This window comes from Pseudomonas graminis, from assembly GCF_900111735.1.
Lineage (GTDB): Bacteria > Pseudomonadota > Gammaproteobacteria > Pseudomonadales > Pseudomonadaceae > Aquipseudomonas > Aquipseudomonas graminis.
Window position 1 is genome coordinate 77759 of record NZ_FOHW01000001.1, and the last position, 18453, is coordinate 96211.

The 18453-nt window shown below is 61.6% G+C and carries 15 protein-coding genes and 2 pseudogenes; 9 read left to right on the forward strand and 8 right to left on the reverse strand.

Going from position 1 to position 18453, the window contains the following annotated elements; translation table 11 throughout:
• Window positions 1-234: 234 nt before the first annotated feature.
• Both BMY98_RS27945 and BMY98_RS27950 read right to left on the reverse strand, forming a co-directional pair.
• Window positions 235-741, reverse strand: a pseudogene (locus BMY98_RS27945) (methyl-accepting chemotaxis protein); the annotation flags it as partial.
• A gap of 621 nt (window positions 742-1362) precedes the next feature.
• A pseudogene (locus tag BMY98_RS27950) lies at window positions 1363-1872 on the reverse strand (MCP four helix bundle domain-containing protein); the annotation flags it as partial.
• A gap of 257 nt (window positions 1873-2129) precedes the next feature.
• Here BMY98_RS27950 and BMY98_RS26605 point away from each other — a divergent pair.
• The gene (locus tag BMY98_RS26605; protein ID WP_139214413.1) at window positions 2130-2489 is read left to right on the forward strand and encodes a hypothetical protein; all 360 of its coding nucleotides are present in this window, start codon (window positions 2130-2132) and stop codon (window positions 2487-2489) included.
• An 18-nt stretch (window positions 2490-2507) separates the two neighbouring features.
• Window positions 2508-3830 (forward strand): OprD family porin, encoded by a 1323-nt coding sequence (locus BMY98_RS00380; RefSeq protein WP_074883158.1) that lies wholly within the window; start codon window positions 2508-2510, stop codon window positions 3828-3830.
• A 222-nt stretch (window positions 3831-4052) separates the two neighbouring features.
• Here BMY98_RS00380 and BMY98_RS00385 read toward each other — a convergent pair whose 3' ends face one another.
• The 3 genes from BMY98_RS00385 to gcl all read right to left on the reverse strand — a co-directional run bounded on the left by BMY98_RS00385 (window position 4053) and on the right by gcl (window position 7734).
• A complete protein-coding gene (locus BMY98_RS00385; RefSeq protein WP_074883161.1) occupies window positions 4053-4955 on the reverse strand; it encodes a 2-hydroxy-3-oxopropionate reductase in 903 nt (300 codons plus the stop codon).
• A gap of 159 nt (window positions 4956-5114) precedes the next feature.
• A complete protein-coding gene (gene hyi / locus BMY98_RS00390) occupies window positions 5115-5897 on the reverse strand; it encodes a hydroxypyruvate isomerase (protein ID WP_074883164.1) in 783 nt (260 codons plus the stop codon).
• 61 nt (window positions 5898-5958) lie between these two features.
• Window positions 5959-7734 (reverse strand): glyoxylate carboligase, encoded by a 1776-nt coding sequence (gene gcl / locus BMY98_RS00395; RefSeq protein WP_074883166.1) that lies wholly within the window; start codon window positions 7732-7734, stop codon window positions 5959-5961.
• A 108-nt stretch (window positions 7735-7842) separates the two neighbouring features.
• Here gcl and BMY98_RS00400 point away from each other — a divergent pair, with 108 nt between their 5' ends.
• Window positions 7843-8751 (forward strand): LysR family transcriptional regulator, encoded by a 909-nt coding sequence (locus BMY98_RS00400; protein ID WP_074883169.1) that lies wholly within the window; start codon window positions 7843-7845, stop codon window positions 8749-8751.
• A 250-nt stretch (window positions 8752-9001) separates the two neighbouring features.
• Here BMY98_RS00400 and BMY98_RS00405 read toward each other — a convergent pair whose 3' ends face one another.
• Window positions 9002-9766 carry a 2-keto-4-pentenoate hydratase gene (locus BMY98_RS00405; RefSeq protein ID WP_074883170.1) on the reverse strand — a complete coding sequence of 255 codons (765 nt, stop codon included), beginning with the start codon at window positions 9764-9766 and terminating at the stop codon, window positions 9002-9004.
• A gap of 139 nt (window positions 9767-9905) precedes the next feature.
• Window positions 9906-10817 carry a LysR family transcriptional regulator gene (locus tag BMY98_RS00410; protein ID WP_139214414.1) on the reverse strand — a complete coding sequence of 304 codons (912 nt, stop codon included), beginning with the start codon at window positions 10815-10817 and terminating at the stop codon, window positions 9906-9908.
• A gap of 222 nt (window positions 10818-11039) precedes the next feature.
• Between BMY98_RS00410 and BMY98_RS00415 the strand changes: the two genes are divergently transcribed.
• A complete protein-coding gene (locus BMY98_RS00415) occupies window positions 11040-11927 on the forward strand; it encodes a DMT family transporter (RefSeq protein ID WP_074883175.1) in 888 nt (295 codons plus the stop codon).
• A 137-nt stretch (window positions 11928-12064) separates the two neighbouring features.
• Here the strand turns inward: BMY98_RS00415 and BMY98_RS00420 are convergent, their stop codons facing one another.
• Window positions 12065-13348, reverse strand: a complete 1284-nt coding sequence (locus BMY98_RS00420) for an MFS transporter (RefSeq protein ID WP_175514130.1) — start codon at window positions 13346-13348, stop codon at window positions 12065-12067.
• Window positions 13349-13680: 332 nt separating this feature from the next.
• Between BMY98_RS00420 and BMY98_RS00425 the strand changes: the two genes are divergently transcribed.
• The 5 genes from BMY98_RS00425 (at window position 13681) to BMY98_RS00445 (ending at window position 18293) form a co-directional block, all read left to right on the forward strand.
• A complete protein-coding gene (locus BMY98_RS00425) occupies window positions 13681-14364 on the forward strand; it encodes a TetR/AcrR family transcriptional regulator (RefSeq protein WP_074883181.1) in 684 nt (227 codons plus the stop codon).
• Between the two features lie 178 nt (window positions 14365-14542).
• Window positions 14543-15310 (forward strand): 3-hydroxyacyl-CoA dehydrogenase, encoded by a 768-nt coding sequence (locus tag BMY98_RS00430; RefSeq protein ID WP_074883184.1) that lies wholly within the window; start codon window positions 14543-14545, stop codon window positions 15308-15310.
• Between the two features lie 16 nt (window positions 15311-15326).
• Entirely contained in the window at window positions 15327-16538 is a 1212-nt protein-coding gene (locus BMY98_RS00435; RefSeq protein WP_074883187.1) for an acetyl-CoA C-acyltransferase, read from the forward strand.
• Between the two features lie 84 nt (window positions 16539-16622).
• A complete protein-coding gene (locus BMY98_RS00440; protein ID WP_074883191.1) occupies window positions 16623-17396 on the forward strand; it encodes an enoyl-CoA hydratase in 774 nt (257 codons plus the stop codon).
• A gap of 192 nt (window positions 17397-17588) precedes the next feature.
• A complete protein-coding gene (locus BMY98_RS00445) occupies window positions 17589-18293 on the forward strand; it encodes a YebC/PmpR family DNA-binding transcriptional regulator (protein ID WP_074883194.1) in 705 nt (234 codons plus the stop codon).
• Window positions 18294-18453: the final 160 nt, after the last annotated feature.

Genomic DNA, 18453 nt, shown 5'->3' on the forward strand with positions numbered 1-18453 from the left:
GGCTTCAGCCGGGAAGAGGCCAGTGTGAACACCATAAATTCTGTAGTGTGACTGCCGACGCCTTCCCGGCTAGAGCCGGTCCCACAGTCTAGGCTTGCCAATCCCACTGGGTGTACGCGGTCGGTGTGCGCCGTCAGGATCGAGACGCTGTCAGAGGGGCAGGCAAGGGGGCGGGGTGATGCAGTGATGATGCGATGAAAGGCTGCGCCGCGTGTGCGACGCAGCCTTGGGCGGTCAGACCTTGAAGAAGCTTACGCGGTCGGTCAGCACGTCGGCCAGGGTCGACAGCTCGCGGCTGGAGCGGGCCACTTGATTGGAGCCGGTGGCGGTTTCCAGTGCCGAATCGTGGATGCGGTTGATGTTGACGCTGACGTCATCGGCCACCGCCCTTTGCTGCGCGGCGGCGCTGGCGATCTGCGCATTCATGTCGTTGAGAGCACCGACTTCGTGGCGAATCTTCACCAGCGCGGTTTGCGCTTCGTGGGTCTGCTCGACCGTCCGTTGGGCCATCTCGCGGCTTTCGCGCATCAGGTCGGCGGTCTTCACCGCCCCCGTTTGCAACTGACCGACCATGTCGCGGATTTCCTGGGTCGACTCCTGGGTGCGGTTGGCCAGGGAGCGAACCTCGTCCGCGACCACGGCGAAACCGCGGCCCGCTTCACCGGCGCGGGCGGCCTCGATGGCGGCGTTAAGGGCGAGAAGGTTAGTGCGTTCGGCGATGGAGTTGATTACCGCCACTACGTTTTCGATGGCGCGGCTGTCGCTGGACACCTGGCCCACCGAATCCGCGGCGCTTTCCAGCTTGCGCGCCAGTTGATCCATTGCCTGCGCGGTCCCTTCGACCACGCGCTTGCCGTTCTCGACTTCCTGATCGGCATTCTGGGTGGCATTCGCGGCCTGGTTGGCGTAACTCGCCACTTCTTTTACGGTGGTGGCCATCTGATTGATCGCGGTCGCCATCTGTTGGGTTTCGCTGGCCTGCAGGCGCATCTGCTCGCTGTTGCTGTCGGAACTGGACAGCAGCTGGGCGGAGGAGTGGGTCAATGCTGCTGCGGCCGAGCGTACTTCGGTGATGGTGGCCGACAAGTGCGAGTTGGTCGCCTTAAGCGCACCCATCACGCTGTCGGGGTAGGACGTTTCGATCTTGTCGGTCAGCTCGCCGGCCGCCAGGCGACGGATGGACGCTGCAACTTGGTGGGGTTCAGCGCCGAGGGTCGACTTGAGGCTGCGGATGATCAGCAGCGAGGCAATGATGCCCAGCACCACGGCGATGCCGGTGGACAGCAGCATTAGTGAAGCGAATTGCGAGGCCGTGGCCCGAACCGACGTGATGTGCCCGCCAATGGACGCTTCTTCGAGGTCGATCAGTGCGTTGATGCGGGCCAGCCAGTCCTTGTAGGCGCCGGACACTTGCTCCATCAGCAGCGTCTGGGCCTGATCGATCTCGCCTTGCTGGCGCAGCTTCAACAGTTTTTCGGTCACGCTCAGCGCTGTGCGTTCGGCCGTCTTGATGTTGGCCAGCAGCTCTTGCTCACGGGGCGAAGCGCCCTTGGTTTGATAAATGCGGTCCATGGGCGCGGCGGAGGCTTGGTAAAGCCCGTCCAGGCGCTCGATGTCACGCAAGTGCGTGGCGAGCCCGGCGTCGTTGCGCACCAGCACTGCATCGCGCAGGGCAATGGCGCGGTCGTGGACGCTGCCGCGGAAGTTGATCGCGTAACGCTGTTTGACGCTAGCGTCCTCACTGACGTCGGTCAGGGCGGATTCCATCAAACCTACCCTGTTAACGCCTACTAGCGTCACGAGGATCATCAGCGCAAGGACAATCCCGAAGCCCAACCCCAGGCGCTTGGCAATCGAAAGATCTCTGAACATAAGATGCACCTGAAATGGAGGCGTCCATGATATTGGAACGCTATTACTTGGTGCGCTTTATATCGGAGTTTTCAGGGCCTTGCCTAGAGAATTTACCTATGGAGGTAATAGCGTCCGTTGGTACTTACTGAGGGAATTTTTCTAACGTTTCGAGCTCCCGGCAAGTGGCTCCAACGCTTGACCTGAAGGCATAAAAAAAGCCACCGCACTGACGTGAGGTGGCTAAAAGTCTTACCAAAGGAATGATGAAGCGGAGCATGATTCAACTGCCTGATGCTGCGGAGTCATCCGGCAATCGAGTCGTGTTCTTCATCGCCGACGACGGTAACACCCGTTCGAAGATTTCGACCATTACGAACATTGATAGTGACTATCAAGACTGGTTGGGAACCGCGCCGGTCGGACAGTGCTACAAGATTTTCGCCCTTTGCGTGTGTGAATTACCGCAGGCAGTATGGGCATCAACAATAATCAATGTGCTCCTTTGGCTGGAACCGCCGTCCAGTCAATGGCATGTGTGTTTCGTTTCCATCTGCCGCAACGCCCGCTCCAGCGCTGAATCGTGTGAATGTGAAACAGTGCCCCACCTTCAGGGGCGCGCACGCGCTGGGCTTTAATCGAGACAGGGGATAACAATGACTTTCGTAAAATGGAATCTGATGACGCTGGCGGTTTCGCTGGGTGTCAGTCAATTGGCAACGGCCGCGGTTGTCAGTGATCAATCGGAGGCCAAGGGCTTCGTCGAGGACAGCAGTCTGACTGTTCACCTGAAGAATTATTATTTCAATCGGGACAACAAGAACACCAAGGATGACAGCAAGGACTGGACCCAGGGCGTGCTGGGCAATTTCAGTTCCGGCTTTACCCAGGGCACTGTGGGTTTTGGCGTCGATGCCTACGGTTATTGGGGCTTGAAGCTTGATGGCGGCGGCGGGACCACCGGCACTGGCAACCTGCCCGTGGACAGCCATGGCAATCCCCAGGATGAATTCGGCACGGCCGGCGGGGCGCTGAAGATGCGCATCTCGAAAACAGAATTGCGTTACGGCAATCTGCAGCCCCAGGCGCCGGTGTTTGCCGCAGGTGGCTCGCGCCTGTTCCCGCAAACCGCGACCGGTTTTAACCTGCTGAGCAGTGATATCGCCAACCTGGACCTTGATGCCGGTCATTTCACCAGCAGCAACGGCCCGGTCACGACCAACAATGATCACGGCATCTGGGCGGCGTATGCCAACGTTGAAGCCAGCAGCATTGATTACGCGGGCGGTAAATATGCGCTCAGCGATAACCTTTCGGTCAGCCTTTATGGTTCGGACCTCAAGGACGTCTGGCATCAGTACTACGCCAATGCCAACTACACCGTGCCGATCACTGATCAGCAGTCGCTGAACTTCGATTTCAATATTTACCGCACCAATGACAGCGGTGCCGCCAAGGCCGGTGATATCAGCAACACGACCTGGTCGCTGGCCGCTGCGTATTCATTCCTGACTGCTCATACCGTGACCCTGGCGTATCAGAAAGTGCACGGCGACACGCCGTTCGATTATGTGGCCTTTGGTAATAACGGCGGCGGCGACACTGGCGATTCGATACTGTTGGCCAACTCCGTGCAGTACTCCGACTTCAACGGGCCAGGTGAAAAGTCATGGCAGGCGCGCTACGACCTGAACATGGCAAGTTACGGCGCGCCAGGGCTGAGTTTCATGGTTCGTTATATCCACGGTGATGACATCGACGGGTCCCATATTCCGTCGAACAGCACCTACACCGGGTATGGCGATGACGGCGATCACCACGAAACCAACCTCGAAGCAAAGTATGTCGTGCAGTCCGGTCCGGCGAAGGATTTGTCCTTGCGCATGCGTCAGGCCTGGCACACCGCCAACGGCGATCAGCCTGATGGTGACGTGAAGGAGTTTCGTTTGATTGCGGACTACCCGATCAATATTTTCTGATCGGGTGGCGGGGTGATTTAGAAACTCCGCTGTAGAAGAAAGCCAGGCTGTCCGCGAGGAGGCCTGGCTTTTTTTATTGCCGTGTTTGCCGCGCCGGATGTGTCAGCAGGACGGGCCTCTTCCCGGCTAAAGCCGGTCCCACAAAGTGCATGCCTCTGCTTTTAGTGGGACCGGCTTTAGCCGGGAAGAGGCCGGTATGGACGACACATCTCTCGATGCCAGTCAGTCAGGCCTGTGATCCCCGCGAATCGAAAAACTCGCCATGTGCTCCAGCCCCTTGATCAGCCCCGAGTGATCCCAGCCACTCCCACCCAACGCCGCGCAGGTGCTGAACACTTGCTGGGCGTTGGCGGTGTTGGGCAGATTCAGCCCCAGGTCCCGCGCGCCTTCGAGGGCCAGGTTCAGATCTTTCTGATGCAGCGCGATCCGGAAGCCCGGGTTGAACGTCCCTTTGATCATCCGCTCGCCATGCACCTCCAGAATCTTCGATGAGGCAAACCCGCCCATCAATGCCGCTCGCACCTTGGCCGGATCAGCGCCGTTTTTCGACGCAAAAAGCAGGGCTTCGGCCACGGCCTGGATGTTCAGCGCGACGATGATCTGGTTGGCGACCTTGGCGGTCTGGCCGTCACCATTGCCGCCGACCAGGGTGATGTTCTTGCCCATGGCCTGAAACAGGGGCAGGGCGCGTTCGAAAGTGGCCTGCTCGCCGCCGACCATGATGCTCAGCGTGGCGGCCCTGGCGCCGACTTCGCCACCCGACACCGGCGCGTCGAGGTACTGCGCGCCGGTCGCGTTGATTTTCTCGGCGAAGCCTTTGGTCGCCGAAGGCGAGATCGAGCTCATGTCGATGACCACCTTGTCGGCCCCGGTGCCTTCGCTCAGACCGTTTACGCCGAACAGCACCTCGTTGACCTGCGGCGTGTCGGGCAGCATGACGATAACGAATTCCGCCTCTTGCGCCACCTCCCGCGGGTTGGCCAGCACCGTCGCGCCGCCGTCCACCAGTGACGCGGGCGGGGCAGCGAAATGCCGGGAAAGGATCAATTGATGACCTGCTTTCTGCAGGTTTTCTGCCATGGGCAAGCCCATGATGCCGGTGCCGATAAAGCCGATGTTAGCCATGAGATGTTTCCCTTGTTTGGAGGAGGCAGATGGGTTGCGTACATGCCTCAATATTTCTCCCTGTAGGAGTGAGCTTGCTCGCGATTGCGATTTATCAGCCAACGCATCGTCAACAGCCCACCGCAATCGCGAGCAAGCTCACTCCTACAAGAATCTTTATCAGATGAAATTATGGGTTTTCAGCCACCCAAGCCCCGCTTCGGTGGTGGTCAGCGGCGTGTATTCACAACCGATCCAGCCGCGATAACCCAGCCGGTCCAGGTGCTTGAACAGAAAGCCGTAGTTGATTTCGCCGGTGCCGGGCTCGTGCCGGCCGGGGTTGTCCGCCAGTTGCACGTGGCGGATCGCCGGCAGGTGGTTTTCGAGGGTACGGGCCAGGTCGCCTTCCATGATTTGCATGTGGTAGATGTCGTATTGCAGGGACAGATTGCGGCTGCCGACCTTCTCGCGAATCGCCAGCGCCTGGGCCGTGGTGTTGAGGTAGAACCCCGGAATGTCCCGGGTGTTGATCATTTCCATGACCAGATCGATGCCTTGGGCTTGCAGGCGGTCGGCGGCGTACTTGAGGTTGTCGACGAAGGTCTTCTCGATCAGCCCGTCGTCGAACCCCTCGGGCTTGATCCCCGCCAGGCAATTGATCCGGGTGTTGCCCAAGACCTTGGCGTAGGCGATGGCCAGGTCAACGCCGGCATAGAACGCCTCGACCCGATCGGGGTGACAGGCGATGCCGCGCTCACCGTTGGCCCAGTCGCCTGCCGGCAGGTTGAACAGCACTTGAGTCAGCCGGTTGCGGTCCAGCTCGGCCTTGATCTGGGCGGAACTGAAGTCATAGGGAAACAGGTACTCCACGCCGCTGAAACCGGCGTTGGCGGCGGCTTCGAAGCGTTGCAGAAACTCCACTTCGGTGAACAGCATCGACAGGTTGGCGCATAAACGTGGCATGACGTACTCCTTGTTCGTGTTCTGAGCTCTTTTTCGGAATTCTTATTGGCAACCGGCGCGATCAATCCAGCAGGCTGATGGCAGTGGGGGCGTCGGCGCGGCTCTCGGCCAGTGACTCGTATTCGTTGATCGCGTTGATCTCGGTGCCCATCGCAATATTGGTGACGCGCTCCAGGATGATCTCCACCACCACCGGCACGCGGTGCTGCTGCATCAGGCGGGTGGCTTCGGCGAAAGCGGCCTGCAGGTGCGCCGGGTCCCGCACGCGAATCGCCTTGCAGCCCAGGCCTTCGGCGACCGCGACGTGATCGACGCCATAGCCTTCCAGCTCAGGCGCATTGATGTTGTCGAACGCCAGCTGCACGCAGTAGTCGATGTCGAAGTTGCGCTGGGCCTGACGGATGAGGCCCAGGTACGAGTTGTTCACCACCACGTGGATGTACGGCAGCTTGAACTGCGCACCGACGGCCAGTTCTTCGATCATGAACTGGAAGTCGTAATCCCCGGACAGCGCGACGACGTTGCGACCCGGGTCGGCCTTGACCACGCCCAGCGCCGCCGGAATGGTCCAGCCCAGCGGTCCGGCCTGTCCGCAATTGATCCAGTGACGCGGCTTGTAGACGTGGAGGAATTGCGCGCCGGCAATCTGCGACAGGCCGATGGTGCTGATGTAGCAGGTGTCCTTGCCAAAATACTGATTCATCTCCTCGTACACCCGCTGCGGCTTGACCGGGATGTTCTCGTAATGGGTCTTGCGCTGCAGCGTGCGCTTGCGTTCTTGGCAGCTCGCAAGCCAGTGGCTGCGGTTTTTCAGCTTGCCGGCGGTGTGCCACTCGCGGGCCACTTCGATGAACATCGCCAGCGCTGCACCGGCGTCTGAAACGATGCCCAGGTCGGGCGTCAGCACGCGGCCGATCTGCGTCGGCTCAATGTCCACGTGGATGAATGTGCGCCCTTCGCTGTACACCGACACGGTGCCGGTGTGGCGGTTGGCCCAGCGATTGCCGATGCCCAGTACCAGATCGGACGCCAGCATGGTCGCGTTGCCGTAGCGGTGCGAGGTCTGCAGCCCGACCATGCCGGCCATCTGTGGGTGATCGTCGGGGATCGTGCCCCAGCCCATCAGCGTCGGGATCACCGGAATGCCGGTCAGCTCGGCGAATTCCACCAGCGCCTCTGACGCATCGGCGTTGATGATGCCGCCGCCGGCCACGATCAGCGGACGCTCGGAAGCGTTGAGCATCGCCAGGGCTTTCTCGATCTGCTTGCGGCTGGCCTGGGGCTTGACCACCGGCAGCGGTTCGTAGGCGTCGATGTCGAATTCGATCTCGGCCATCTGCACATCGAAGGGCAGGTCGATCAATACCGGACCGGGCCGACCGCTGCGCATCAACTGAAAGGCTTTCTGGAACACGTAGGGCACCTGGCCGGGTTCCATGACCGTGGTGGCCCATTTGGCGACCGGTGCGGCGATGCTGGCGATGTCCACGGCCTGGAAGTCTTCCTTGTGCATACGTGCACGGGGCGCCTGGCCGGTGATGCACAGAATCGGAATCGAGTCGGCGGAGGCTGAATACAGACCGGTGATCATGTCGGTGCCGGCCGGGCCCGACGTGCCGATGCACACGCCAATGTTGCCGGCGATGGCGCGGGTGTAACCCTCGGCCATGTGCGAAGCGCCTTCGACGTGGCGCGCCAGCACGTGGTCAATGCCGCCGAGTTTCTTGAAGGCGGCGTACAGCGGGTTGATCGCGGCGCCCGGAATGCCGAAGGCGGTGTCAACGCCTTCGCGACGCATCACCAGAACGGCGGCTTCGATGGCTCTCATGACGGTCATTTGTTAGTCTCCCGAACTCGATAGTTTTTGTACGTAAACAGCCTGATTTGAATGCGATGCTTTGTGAATGGCTGTTTTTATCCGTTCTATCGGTATCTGGAGTATCGAATGGATCGCTATAGGGAATTGCGTAGCTACGTCTTGGTAGCCACCCGTGGCAGTTTCGCCGGAGCTGCGCTGGTGGAGGGCGTGACACCGGTGATCATGGGCCGGCGGCTCAGCGCGCTGGAGGACCGCCTGGGCGTAAAGCTGATTCATCGCTCGACGCGGGGCCTGACCCTGACCGATGCCGGCGAGTCGTATCTGGAGAACGCCAAGCTGGTATTGCAGTCGTTCGAGGAACTGGACGCCAGCATCAGCGAGAACGAAAGCAGCGTGCGGGGGCATCTGGTGGTCTCGGCGCCGGCAGGGTTTGGCCGTCAGCACGTCGCGCCCCACGCGCCGGAATTTCAGGCGCGGTTCCCGGATTTGCAGCTCTCATTCAACCTGACTGACAACGTGGTGGATCTGGTGCGTGAGGGTTATGACATGAGCATCCGCATCGGCGAGGTGCTGGACCCGAACTACGTCGCCATCAAGCTGTACGCCAATAAGCGCGTGGTCTGTGGCTCGCCGGCATATTTCGCCGAGCACGGCTTTCCACAGGCCCTTGAGGATCTGGCGCAGCACAATTGCCTGTCGTTCAACCTGCAAGGCGGGCAGCACCGGGGCTGGACCTTCCAGCGCGAGGGCAAGCCGGTGGCAATCAAGGTCGCGGGCAATCTGTATTGCAACGATGGCGAGCTGTTGTATGACTGGGCCAAGCGCGGGCTGGGCCTGAGCTGGCGCTCGACGTGGGAGATTCAGAACGAAGTTGAAAGCGGCGCGCTGGTCACCGTGCTGGATGAATTCGCCTTGCCCGGCTACGACATCCAGGGCGTGTACCCGCAGCAGCATTACCTGCCGGCGAAAGTGCGGTTTTTCATCGCGTTTCTGAAGGAGGTGTACAACCGCCCGGGGTATTGGCGGCAGGGATGAGCTGTCATCCCCTAGTCACCCAAATCAAAAGCTTCCCGGCTAAAGCCGGTCCCACAGGTCGTGCGCGGTCGGTAGGACCGGCTCCGGCCGGGAACAGGTCAGAAAGCATACGATGCTTTCAGCAGGACGCACGATGCTTTTAGTGGGACCGGCTTTAGCCGGGAAGGGGCCGTAACTGCCGCTAAAGATACGCCGGATGCACCGACGTCTTCCCGGCTAAAGCCGGTCCCACCAATGGCGAGCGAGGCGGTTAAATCAGCTCCACCGACACCGGTGGCAGCCCGCGTATCTCGCCGACCGCCAGACCCGGCCCGCGGGTCTTGTACATCCCGGTATAGGACCCGGTGGTGATCACCATCTCCGGCGTCACGCTCAGCCCGTTCTGCGTGTGGTGATTGACCAGCCACGGCAGCAGACGCCGAGGGTCGCCGGCCGGATTGGCACCATCCCCCGGCACGATGTCTTCGTCACCATAGGTAAAGCTCAGCGCAGGCTCGACGAAGGGAAAGGTGGCGTCGTAATCAACGAATTCGCCAACAATCAGCGCCCCATGGTTGAGCAGGTCGCCCAAGGCGAGCAGCGGCTCGATCTTCGGCCAGGCGGCAAAGCGGCTCGACACCACTTCGATGGTCGCGCCCATGGTCTTGATGCTGCTCAACACTTCTTCATCCGAATACGCCTGATCGCGAGGGGTGAACTCGCGACCGAGACGAAAGGCGATCTCCAGCTCCAGGATTGGCGAGGGGTAGTCGACGCATTCAACTTGACTGCCGCTGGCGAAAATACCGTCGTCCGGCAGCAGCGCGCCATTGATTGGCCCGGTCGGCGACTTGGCGCCGACCTTCCAGCCGCCCACAGACGTTTCGCGCAGGCGCAGAATCTCGCGTTGCAGCGCGTAGGCACTGGCCGCATCGGCGGGCACGTATTCAGGACGGATGTCAGTGATTTTCTGACCGGCGCCCATGGCGGCAACGATCAATTCGGCAGTGTTCGCTGGGTGAGACGATGGATTCACGCGGATCTTCCTTCAGACAATTGATGGAAAGCGCCCCGGTTCCGTTGCCGATCAGGCGGGGGACGGCGGAGCCAGCGTGACTACTCTAACCCTATTTCAACCGCTCGGCAGAGGCTGGGCTGCGGACCCGTGCCCGCGCTCAAACTCGCCCGGCGGTGTACGCCAGGTCCGCGCGCAAACGCTGAACGCAGAAATCAACGAACGAGCGCACTTTGGACGAGCCCCGTCGCCCCTCGACATAAACCACGTAAACCGGCATCGGCGTGACCTCGAAGTCTTCGAGCACGGCGCACAAGGTGCCCGCCTGCAGGTGTCGGCGAATCTGATACGAAGGCACCTGGGTCAGGCCCCAGCCATCAATGGCGGCGTGGATGGAGGCAGTGAACGACGTCATCGACAGGCGCGACTGCACCTTCACTTCCTGGTGCTGGCCGTCGATGCGGAAGGTCCACGCGGGGCTGCGGCCGGTGATCATTACTGACACGGTCTCGCGCTCGATGAGTTCGTGGGGGTGCCGGGGAGTGCCATGGGCGGCGAGATAAGCAGGGGAGGCGCAGACCATGCGCCGGACGGTGCCGACCTGAATGGCGGTCATGGAGGAGTCGGGCAAGTCGCCGATGCGCACCGAGACGTCGATACCTTCTTCCAGCTGTCCGGCAATCCGGTCCATCAACAGGCCCCGGATCTGAACCTCGGGATGCTGACTCAGGTATTCCGTCATGACCGGCGTGACGTGCAGGTCGCCGAACACTTGCGGCGCAGTAATGGTCAGCAACCCGCGCGGCGCCGCATGAATGCCGGCGGCGGCGCTTTCGGCCTCGTGCAGATCGGCCAGCAAGCGTCGGCAATCGTCGGCGAAGCGCACGCCGGCTTCGGTCAGGCGCAACTGCCGGGTGGTGCGCACGATCAGCAAGGTGCCGAGCCGCGCTTCCAGTTGCGCAACGGCGCGAGTGACGGTGGCCGTGGACACGTTCAGGTTGCGCGACACCGCCGCGAAGCTGGGGCCTTCGGCAACCGCGGCGAAAAGGGTCATTTCCTGAATTCGGTCCACTGAGCGTCCGTTCCGAGCCAACGAGAGCCGCAGTCTGCGGCAAATCCGGGCGAGCGGAAAGGTCTGATCCAGACGGTCAGAAAAACACCCGGACGGTCATGTTTGCTTGGTGCTCCGGCGACGCCTTCTATATTCTTGCTGACGCTGGACGCCTTGAACGAAAGCCGGCGCTCGACACGGCAAGGGACAGACCCGCATTCACGCACGGCCAAAGGAACGCAGATGAGCACCACCAGCACGCCGCTCTCCGGCGTCAACCAGCCCTTGAAAGGCATCGCACTGATCCTGTTTGCGACCTTTCTGTTCTCCAGTCATGACACGCTGTCCAAATACCTCTCCGGCATCTACCCGATCATGATGGTGGTCTGGGTGCGCTATGTGGTGCACACGGGGCTGATGGCGTGCATTTTCATGCCCTCGGCGGGCCTGCGCGTGCTGCGTACCAAGCGCCCGGGCTTGCAGGCGTTACGCGCGGTGTGTCTGCTGGGCACAAGCTTGTTGTTTACCAGCGGCCTGATGTTCATCCCCATCGCCGAAGCGACGGCGGTCAACTTTCTTGCGCCGCTGCTGGTCACGGCCTTGTCGGTGCCGCTGCTCAAGGAGACGGTCAGCCGCGGTCAATGGATCGCCGTGCTGGTGGGCTTCAGCGGTGTGCTGGTGATCGTGCATCCCGGGGGCGAGCTGTTCCGGCCGGCGGTGTTACTGCCGCTGGGCTCGGCATTCTGTTTCGCCTGCTACCAATTGCTCACCCGTCTGGTGGCGGCCCACGACAGCCCGACCACCAGCAACTTTTTCGCCGGGCTGTTTAACACCCTGTTGATGAGCGCCATCGTGCCGTTCTTCTGGCAGTCGCCGGAGTGGAAGCACATCCCGTTCATGCTGGCGCTGGGCACCTGCGGGATGGTCGCGCACTTGATGCTGACCCAGGCCTTCCGCTTCGCCGCGCCGGCCATGCTGGCGCCGTTTGGTTACTGCCAGATCGTCTTTGCCGGGCTGTGGGGTTACATCGTGTTCAACCACTCGCCATCCCTCGTCGCACAGGCCGGCATCGCGATCATCTGTCTCAGCGGTCTGGCGGCGGCGTGGCAACAGCGCAAGAAGGGTGGCTGAGGAAGTATTGCCCCCCGCCATGCCCCTGTGGGCGTGAGCCTGCTCGCGATACAGGGCAGGTCAGGCCCCTGAGGGGTGATGTAGAAACCGGTTCGCCAGCAAGCCGGCGTCTACAAAATCGAGTCCATTCTGCGGCTTTACGCCGCCACCTCGCGCGGCGCCATGAAATACATCCAGATCAGCGCAATGAAGTACATCACCGGGATCAGGGTAAACAGCACGCTGTAGTTGTTGTGCGTCGCGGTCAGGACGGCGCCGACGATCTGCGTCATGAACATGCCGCCGATGGCCGCGCACATACCGCCGAACCCGAACACCGTGCTGATCATGTGCCGGGGCGTGTAATCCATGACCAGGCTCCAGATGTTCGCGGTCCAGGCCTGATGCGCGCCCACCGCCAGGGCGATGGCCGCCACGGCAACCCACAGACCGCTGGCGTTGGCGGCGAACACCACGCCAATGATCGTCAGCGCGAACACCAGCATCGACAGCAGGCGCGCGGTCATCGGGCGCATGCCCCGGCCGATCAGCCACGAAGACAGAATGCCGCCACCGACACTGCCGAAATCGGCGGTCAGCCAGATCAGCATCAGCGGGATGCCCATCTGCGTCACGCTGATGCCCAGGTTGTATTGCTGGTTCAGAAACGGCGGCAGCCAGTACAGGTAAAACCAGAACACCGGTGCGGTGAGGGCGTAGGCGATGGCGAAGGCCCAGGTGCCGCGCATCTTCAGGATGCGCGAGAGCGGTATCTTTTCCGCTTCAGACTCCGTTGCAGGCTCGGCATCGCCGTTGATGTAGGCCCGCTCACTGGCGCGCACCGTCGGATGTTCGTGGGGGTTGAAATACGTCAGCCCCCAGGTGATGACCCAGACCAGACCCAGCGAACCCATGCAGATGAACGCCGCCTGCCAGCCCCATACGGTCAGGATCAGCGGCAACAACGCAGGTGTGACCATTGCGCCGACGTTGGTGCCAGCATTGAAAAAGCCCGTGGCCACGGCGCGTTCGCCGGCCGGGAACCATAGCCGGGTGACCTTGACGCAGGCCGGGTAATTGGCCGCTTCGGTCAGGCCGAGAATGAACCGACAGACCATAAAGCCCGCGGCTGAAGTCGCCAGACCGTGGGCGCCGGTGGCGACGCTCCACAGCAGCACCGCGAGAAAGAACGCGCGCTTGACGCCGACCCGATCAATGAAACGCCCTTGCAGCAGAAAACCGATGGCGTAACCGACCTGAAACCAGAAATTGATGTTGGCGTAATCCATCGCCGTCCAGCTCATCTGCGCCGCCAGGATCGGCTGCATCACGCCTAGCGCGGCGCGGTCGATGTAGTTCAGGGTGGTGGCGAAAAACACCAGTGCCAGCATGCCCCAACGGGTTTTGCCGACGGCCAGGGCGCTGCGGATCTTCTCGTTCATGCCGGCATGGGGATGCGCGGGGCGGGAGGTGGTCGGGGCAGGCGAAGCAGGAGGGGAACGCATAAGCATCAAGCCTGTTTTGGAATTGTTATGGTGGTGTCTGCCCTGTCAGGGCCTGGATTGGGCCCGCAAAGCGTCATGAAGCCAACCGGACGGTTCATTTCATCTGATGTCGCGTCCAGCGGCGCGAATAATCCCACGAACACCCGCCAGGTTCGAGCCTCATCGGTTCGAAGCGGGTGCCGACGTGTTGCTGCCCGACCTTTGCGGTCTGGTGAAACCCACGGGTGCAGCCCATAATCCCGCGATCCCACCGTGGTCGTGAGCCCCGCATGAAAACCGTTGACGACAGTCTCGCTGAAGCGCCCGCTGATGAAAGTCCCGAGCAGCCGCGCAAGTCCCGCAAGAACAATCCGGAAAAAACCCGCGACGACATCCTTCAGGCCGCCGTCGCCGAGTTCGTCGCCCAGGGGCTCTCTGGCGCCCGCGTCGATGCGATCGCCGAGCGCACGCAAACCTCCAAGCGGATGATCTATTACTATTTCAACAGCAAGGAGCAGCTGTACACCGAAGTGCTGGAGAAGCTTTACGGCGACATTCGCACCACGGAAAGCAGCCTTGACCTGGATGTGCTTGCGCCCGACGAAGCCATCAGGCGGCTGGTGGAGTTCACCTTCGATCACCACGACCGCAACGTCGATTTCGTGCGCATCGTCTGCATCGAAAACATCCACAACGGCGTCAACGTCAAACAGTCCCCGGCCATCCGCGAGCTGAGCCGGAATGTCTTGCAGGCGCTGGACCACACCTTGCGGCGCGGCGAGGAGGCCGGCGTGTTCCGGTCAGGCGTACAGGCTGTTGACCTGCACATGCTGATGAGCTCGTTCTGCTTCTATCGCGTGTCCAACCGCCATACGTTTTCCGAAATTTTCCAGATCGACCTGGAGGACGGAGCCGTCAAGGCGCGGCAGAAAGCGATGATCTGTGAGGCGGTCATGCGTTACCTGCTGCCCTGACCGGCCGAGTCCAACGCCACGCTTGCCTTAGGACCCAACGATGTCGCAACGCCCAACCGCGCGGATCGCCACTGGCCAAAACCGCCAGGCGTTCTGCGCGCTTTGACCATTGCCCATCGGCGCGGCAGAGCGGAGTATTTCGCCACTCCAACAAGAAAAGTGTAAGGACGACACAATCATGCAGATCGACGGCAAGGTATTTCTGGTCAGTGGCGGCGCGTCCGGGCTGGGTGCGGCCAGCGCACAGATGCTCATCGACGCCGGGGCCAGCGTGATGCTGGTGGACGTCAACGCCGAGGCGCTCGCGGCCCAGGTAGCAAAGCTGGGCAACAAGGCCCGCGCCAGCGTCAGCGACATCACCCAGGAGAGCGCCGTTCAGGCCGCTGTGGACGCGGCGCTGAGTGCGTTCGGCCAGATCAACGGCGTCATCAACTGCGCAGGTATCGTCGGCGCCGAGAAAGTCCTCGGCAAAGAAGGCCCCCATGGCCTCGACAGTTTCAGCCGGGTGATCAACGTCAACCTCATCGGCAGCTTTAACCTGCTGCGCCTCGCCGCCGTGGCCATCGCCGAAAGCACGGCCGATGCCGATGGTGAGCGCGGGGTCATCATCAACACGGCGTCGGTCGCGGCCTATGACGGCCAGATCGGCCAGGCGGCGTATGCAGCCTCCAAGGGCGCCATTGTCAGCCTGACCTTGCCCGCCGCCCGTGAACTCGCTCGGTACGGCATTCGCGTCATGACCATCGCCCCGGGCATTTTCGAAACCCCGATGATGGCCGGCATGACCCCCCAGGTGCGCGAAAGCCTGTCCGCCGGCGTGCCATTCCCGCCACGCCTTGGCAAGCCCGAAGAGTACGCCGCGTTGGCGCGCCACATTATCGAAAACAGCATGCTCAACGGCGAAGTGATCCGACTGGATGGCGCCTTGCGCATGGCCGCTCGCTAATCGAGGAAACTCCATCATGTCTTTGAACAAACGCCAGACGTTGAACGACGACCCTGTGGTGATCGTGAGCGCTGCGCGCACGCCCATGGGCGCCTTTCAGGGCGATCTCAAAAGCCTGACCGCGCCGCAACTCGGCGCCGCCGCCATCCGCGCTGCGGTTGAGCGCGCAGGGATCGATGCAGCGCAGGTCGATGAAGTGCTGTTCGGTTGTGTGCTGCCGGCCGGACTGGGTCAGGCGCCGGCGCGTCAGGCGGCATTGGGCGCCGGGCTCAGCGACGCCACGACCTGCACCACGCTGAACAAGATGTGCGGGTCGGGCATGCAGGCGGCGATCCTCGGCCACGACATGCTGCTGGCCGGCAGCGCCGACGTGGTGATCGCCGGCGGCATGGAGAGCATGTCCAACGCACCGTATTTGCTGGAGAAAGCCCGCAGCGGTTACCGCATGGGCCACGGCCAGATCATCGATCACATGTTTCTCGACGGCCTCGAAGACGCCTACGACCGAGGTCGCTTGATGGGCACCTTCGCCGAGACGTGCGCCGGGCTGGAAAATTTCAGCCGGGAAGCCCAGGACGGTTTTGCGGTCGCCTCGCTGACCCGGGCGCAGGAAGCCATGGCCCGCGGCTGGTTCGACGCTGAAATCGTCCCGGTGGAAGTCACGGTGGGCAAGGAGCGCAAGACCATTCGCCAGGACGAACAGCCGCCCAAGGCGAAGCTGGACAAGATTCCTCAGCTGAAACCGGCGTTCCGCGAGGGCGGCACGGTGACGGCCGCCAACTCGAGTTCGATCTCCGACGGCGCTGCAGCCCTGACCCTGATGCGCCAGTCCGAAGCCCGGCGACGCGGACTCACGCCGCTGGCGGTCATCCATGGCCACGCTGCTTATGCCAATGAGCCCGGGCTGTTTCCGACCGCACCGGTAGGCGCCATCGACAAACTGATGAGCAAGACCGGCTGGTCCGTGGCTGACGTGGACCTGTTCGAGATCAACGAAGCGTTCGCGGTCGTTGCACTGGTCACCATGGCCCGCCTGGAGCTGCCCCATCACAAGGTCAACGTCCATGGCGGCGCCTGCGCATTGGGCCATCCCATTGGCGCATCGGGGGCAAGGATTCTGGTGACGTTGCTGTCGGCGTTGAAGCAGCGTGGACTGAAGCGAGGGGTTGCGGCGATCTGCATCGGTGGCGGCGAAGCGACTGCGATGGCCGTTGAACTTGTCGTTTGATATCAATGCCTTAAGCCATGTTTTACATCTCGATTCTGTGAATGCGGCTGTTTGGCTCACGAAATAGAAAAGGTTTATAAAACAATGAATTACATGACAATCCTAAAAGAAGTCAGAGGTCGTGTTGCGCTCCTGACCCTCAATCGCCCAGAGGCGCTCAACGCCCTGAATGCGCAGCTCATCAGCGAACTCAACCACGCCCTTGATGAACTGGAACGCGATCACGGCATCGGCTGCATCGTCCTGACCGGCTCGGCGAAAGCTTTTGCTGCCGGGGCTGACATCAAAGAAATGGCCGAGCTGAAGTATCCGCAGATTTATCTGGACGACCTGTTCAGCGACAGCGATCGGGTGGCCAATCGCCGCAAGCCGATCATTGCTGCCGTTTCGGGATTTGCCTTGGGCGGCGGCTGCGAGCTGGCGCTGATGTGCGACTTTATTCTGGCGGCGGACAACGCGCGCTTCGGTCAGCCGGAAATCAAGCTGGGCGTGCTGCCGGGCATGGGCGGGACGCAGCGCCTGACCCACGCGGTCGGCAAGGCCAAGGCCATGGAAATGTGCCTGACCGGGCGCCTGATCGACGCCGTCGAAGCAGAGCGTGCCGGGCTGGTGGCGCGCATCGTGCCGCAAGAGCAGTTGCTGGATGAGGCGCTTAAAGTGGCAGCCGGCATTGCGGCGAAGTCGTTGCCGGTGGCCATGATGGTCAAGGAAAGCGTGAATCGCGCCTTTGAAGTCAGCCTGGCCGAGGGGATTCGCTTCGAGCGACGGGTGTTCCATGCGGCGTTTGCCAGCGAGGACCAGAAGGAAGGCATGGCGGCGTTCATCGAGAAGCGCGAGCCGGCGTTCAAGCATCGCTGATTCAGGTCAGGGCGGTGGCGCGTCTCAGGGGTGTCTTCTTACGCCAGCGTGTATAAAATGCGCCGGTCGCCGCGGTTCACCCCCGGCCTGTCATTATCGAACACCCTATTTTCAGCATTTATCGCCATCGGCCCGGCGTGCAAGACGCGTCGGATCCGAGCGATTTATCGCCACCGGAACAAGAGAGCAATCATGGGCGCACAGTGGAAGGTCAAACACAAAGAAGCGGCAGCCAACGCCAAGGGGCGTATTTTCGGCAAGCTGTCCAAAGAGATCATGATTGCCGCACGCTCCGGCGCTGACCCCGACATGAACGCGCGCCTGCGTCTGGTGGTCGAGCAGGCCAAGAAAGCCTCGATGCCCCGCGAAACCCTTGAACGCGCCATCAAGAAAGGCGCCGGTTTGCTCGGCGAGCACGTTCACTTCGAAAAACTCACCTACGAAGGCTTCGCGCCGCACAAAGTGCCAGTCATCGTTGAGTGCCTGACTGACAACATCAACCGTACCGTGTCCGAAATCCGCGTGCTGTTCCGCAAGGGCCAACTGGGCGCCGAAGGTTCGATTACCTGGGATTTCGATCATCTGGGCATGATCGATGCGGCTGCCGCATCACCCGAAGCGGACGCCGAGGAAGCCGCCATCGAAGCCGGCGCCCAGGACGTTGAACCAGGCGAAGAGGGCGTTGCGACGTTTTACACCGACACCACCGACCTCGACGCCGTATGCAAGGCACTGCCTGAGTTTGGTTTCACCGTTGAATCCGCCAAGATTGGCTATCGCCCGAAAAACCCGGTTGAAGGCCTGAGCGAAGAGCAGATGGCCGAGGTCGAAGCCTTCCTCGAAGCGATCGACAGCCACGATGACGTGCAAAACGTGTACGTCGGTCTGGCCGGATAAGGCTGACTACCCCGGTCCCACAGGTTGCACGGCGTCCTCTGGATTGTGTGCCGCAGACACGGCCTGTGCGTTGCGCGGTTCTGACTGGCACACCGGGTGCGTTGTATGTGGCTGACTGGCACACCGCGGGCTTTTAGTGGGACCGGCTTTAGCCGGGAAT

What these genes read in the sequence shown, in the direction of transcription:
- BMY98_RS26605 (WP_139214413.1), top strand. Translation starts at nt 2,130, where the DNA reads ATGATTCAACTGCCTGATGCTGCGGAGTCATCCGGCAATCGAGTCGTG.
- BMY98_RS00380 (WP_074883158.1), top strand. Translation starts at nt 2,508, where the DNA reads ATGACTTTCGTAAAATGGAATCTGATGACGCTGGCGGTTTCGCTGGGT.
- BMY98_RS00385 (WP_074883161.1), bottom strand. Translation starts at nt 4,955, where the DNA reads ATGGCTAACATCGGCTTTATCGGCACCGGCATCATGGGCTTGCCCATG.
- hyi (WP_074883164.1), bottom strand. Translation starts at nt 5,897, where the DNA reads ATGCCACGTTTATGCGCCAACCTGTCGATGCTGTTCACCGAAGTGGAG.
- gcl (WP_074883166.1), bottom strand. Translation starts at nt 7,734, where the DNA reads ATGACCGTCATGAGAGCCATCGAAGCCGCCGTTCTGGTGATGCGTCGC.
- BMY98_RS00400 (WP_074883169.1), top strand. Translation starts at nt 7,843, where the DNA reads ATGGATCGCTATAGGGAATTGCGTAGCTACGTCTTGGTAGCCACCCGT.
- BMY98_RS00415 (WP_074883175.1), top strand. Translation starts at nt 11,040, where the DNA reads ATGAGCACCACCAGCACGCCGCTCTCCGGCGTCAACCAGCCCTTGAAA.
- BMY98_RS00420 (WP_175514130.1), bottom strand. Translation starts at nt 13,348, where the DNA reads ATGAACGAGAAGATCCGCAGCGCCCTGGCCGTCGGCAAAACCCGTTGG.
- BMY98_RS00425 (WP_074883181.1), top strand. Translation starts at nt 13,681, where the DNA reads ATGAAAACCGTTGACGACAGTCTCGCTGAAGCGCCCGCTGATGAAAGT.
- BMY98_RS00430 (WP_074883184.1), top strand. Translation starts at nt 14,543, where the DNA reads ATGCAGATCGACGGCAAGGTATTTCTGGTCAGTGGCGGCGCGTCCGGG.
- BMY98_RS00435 (WP_074883187.1), top strand. Translation starts at nt 15,327, where the DNA reads ATGTCTTTGAACAAACGCCAGACGTTGAACGACGACCCTGTGGTGATC.
- BMY98_RS00440 (WP_074883191.1), top strand. Translation starts at nt 16,623, where the DNA reads ATGAATTACATGACAATCCTAAAAGAAGTCAGAGGTCGTGTTGCGCTC.
- BMY98_RS00445 (WP_074883194.1), top strand. Translation starts at nt 17,589, where the DNA reads ATGGGCGCACAGTGGAAGGTCAAACACAAAGAAGCGGCAGCCAACGCC.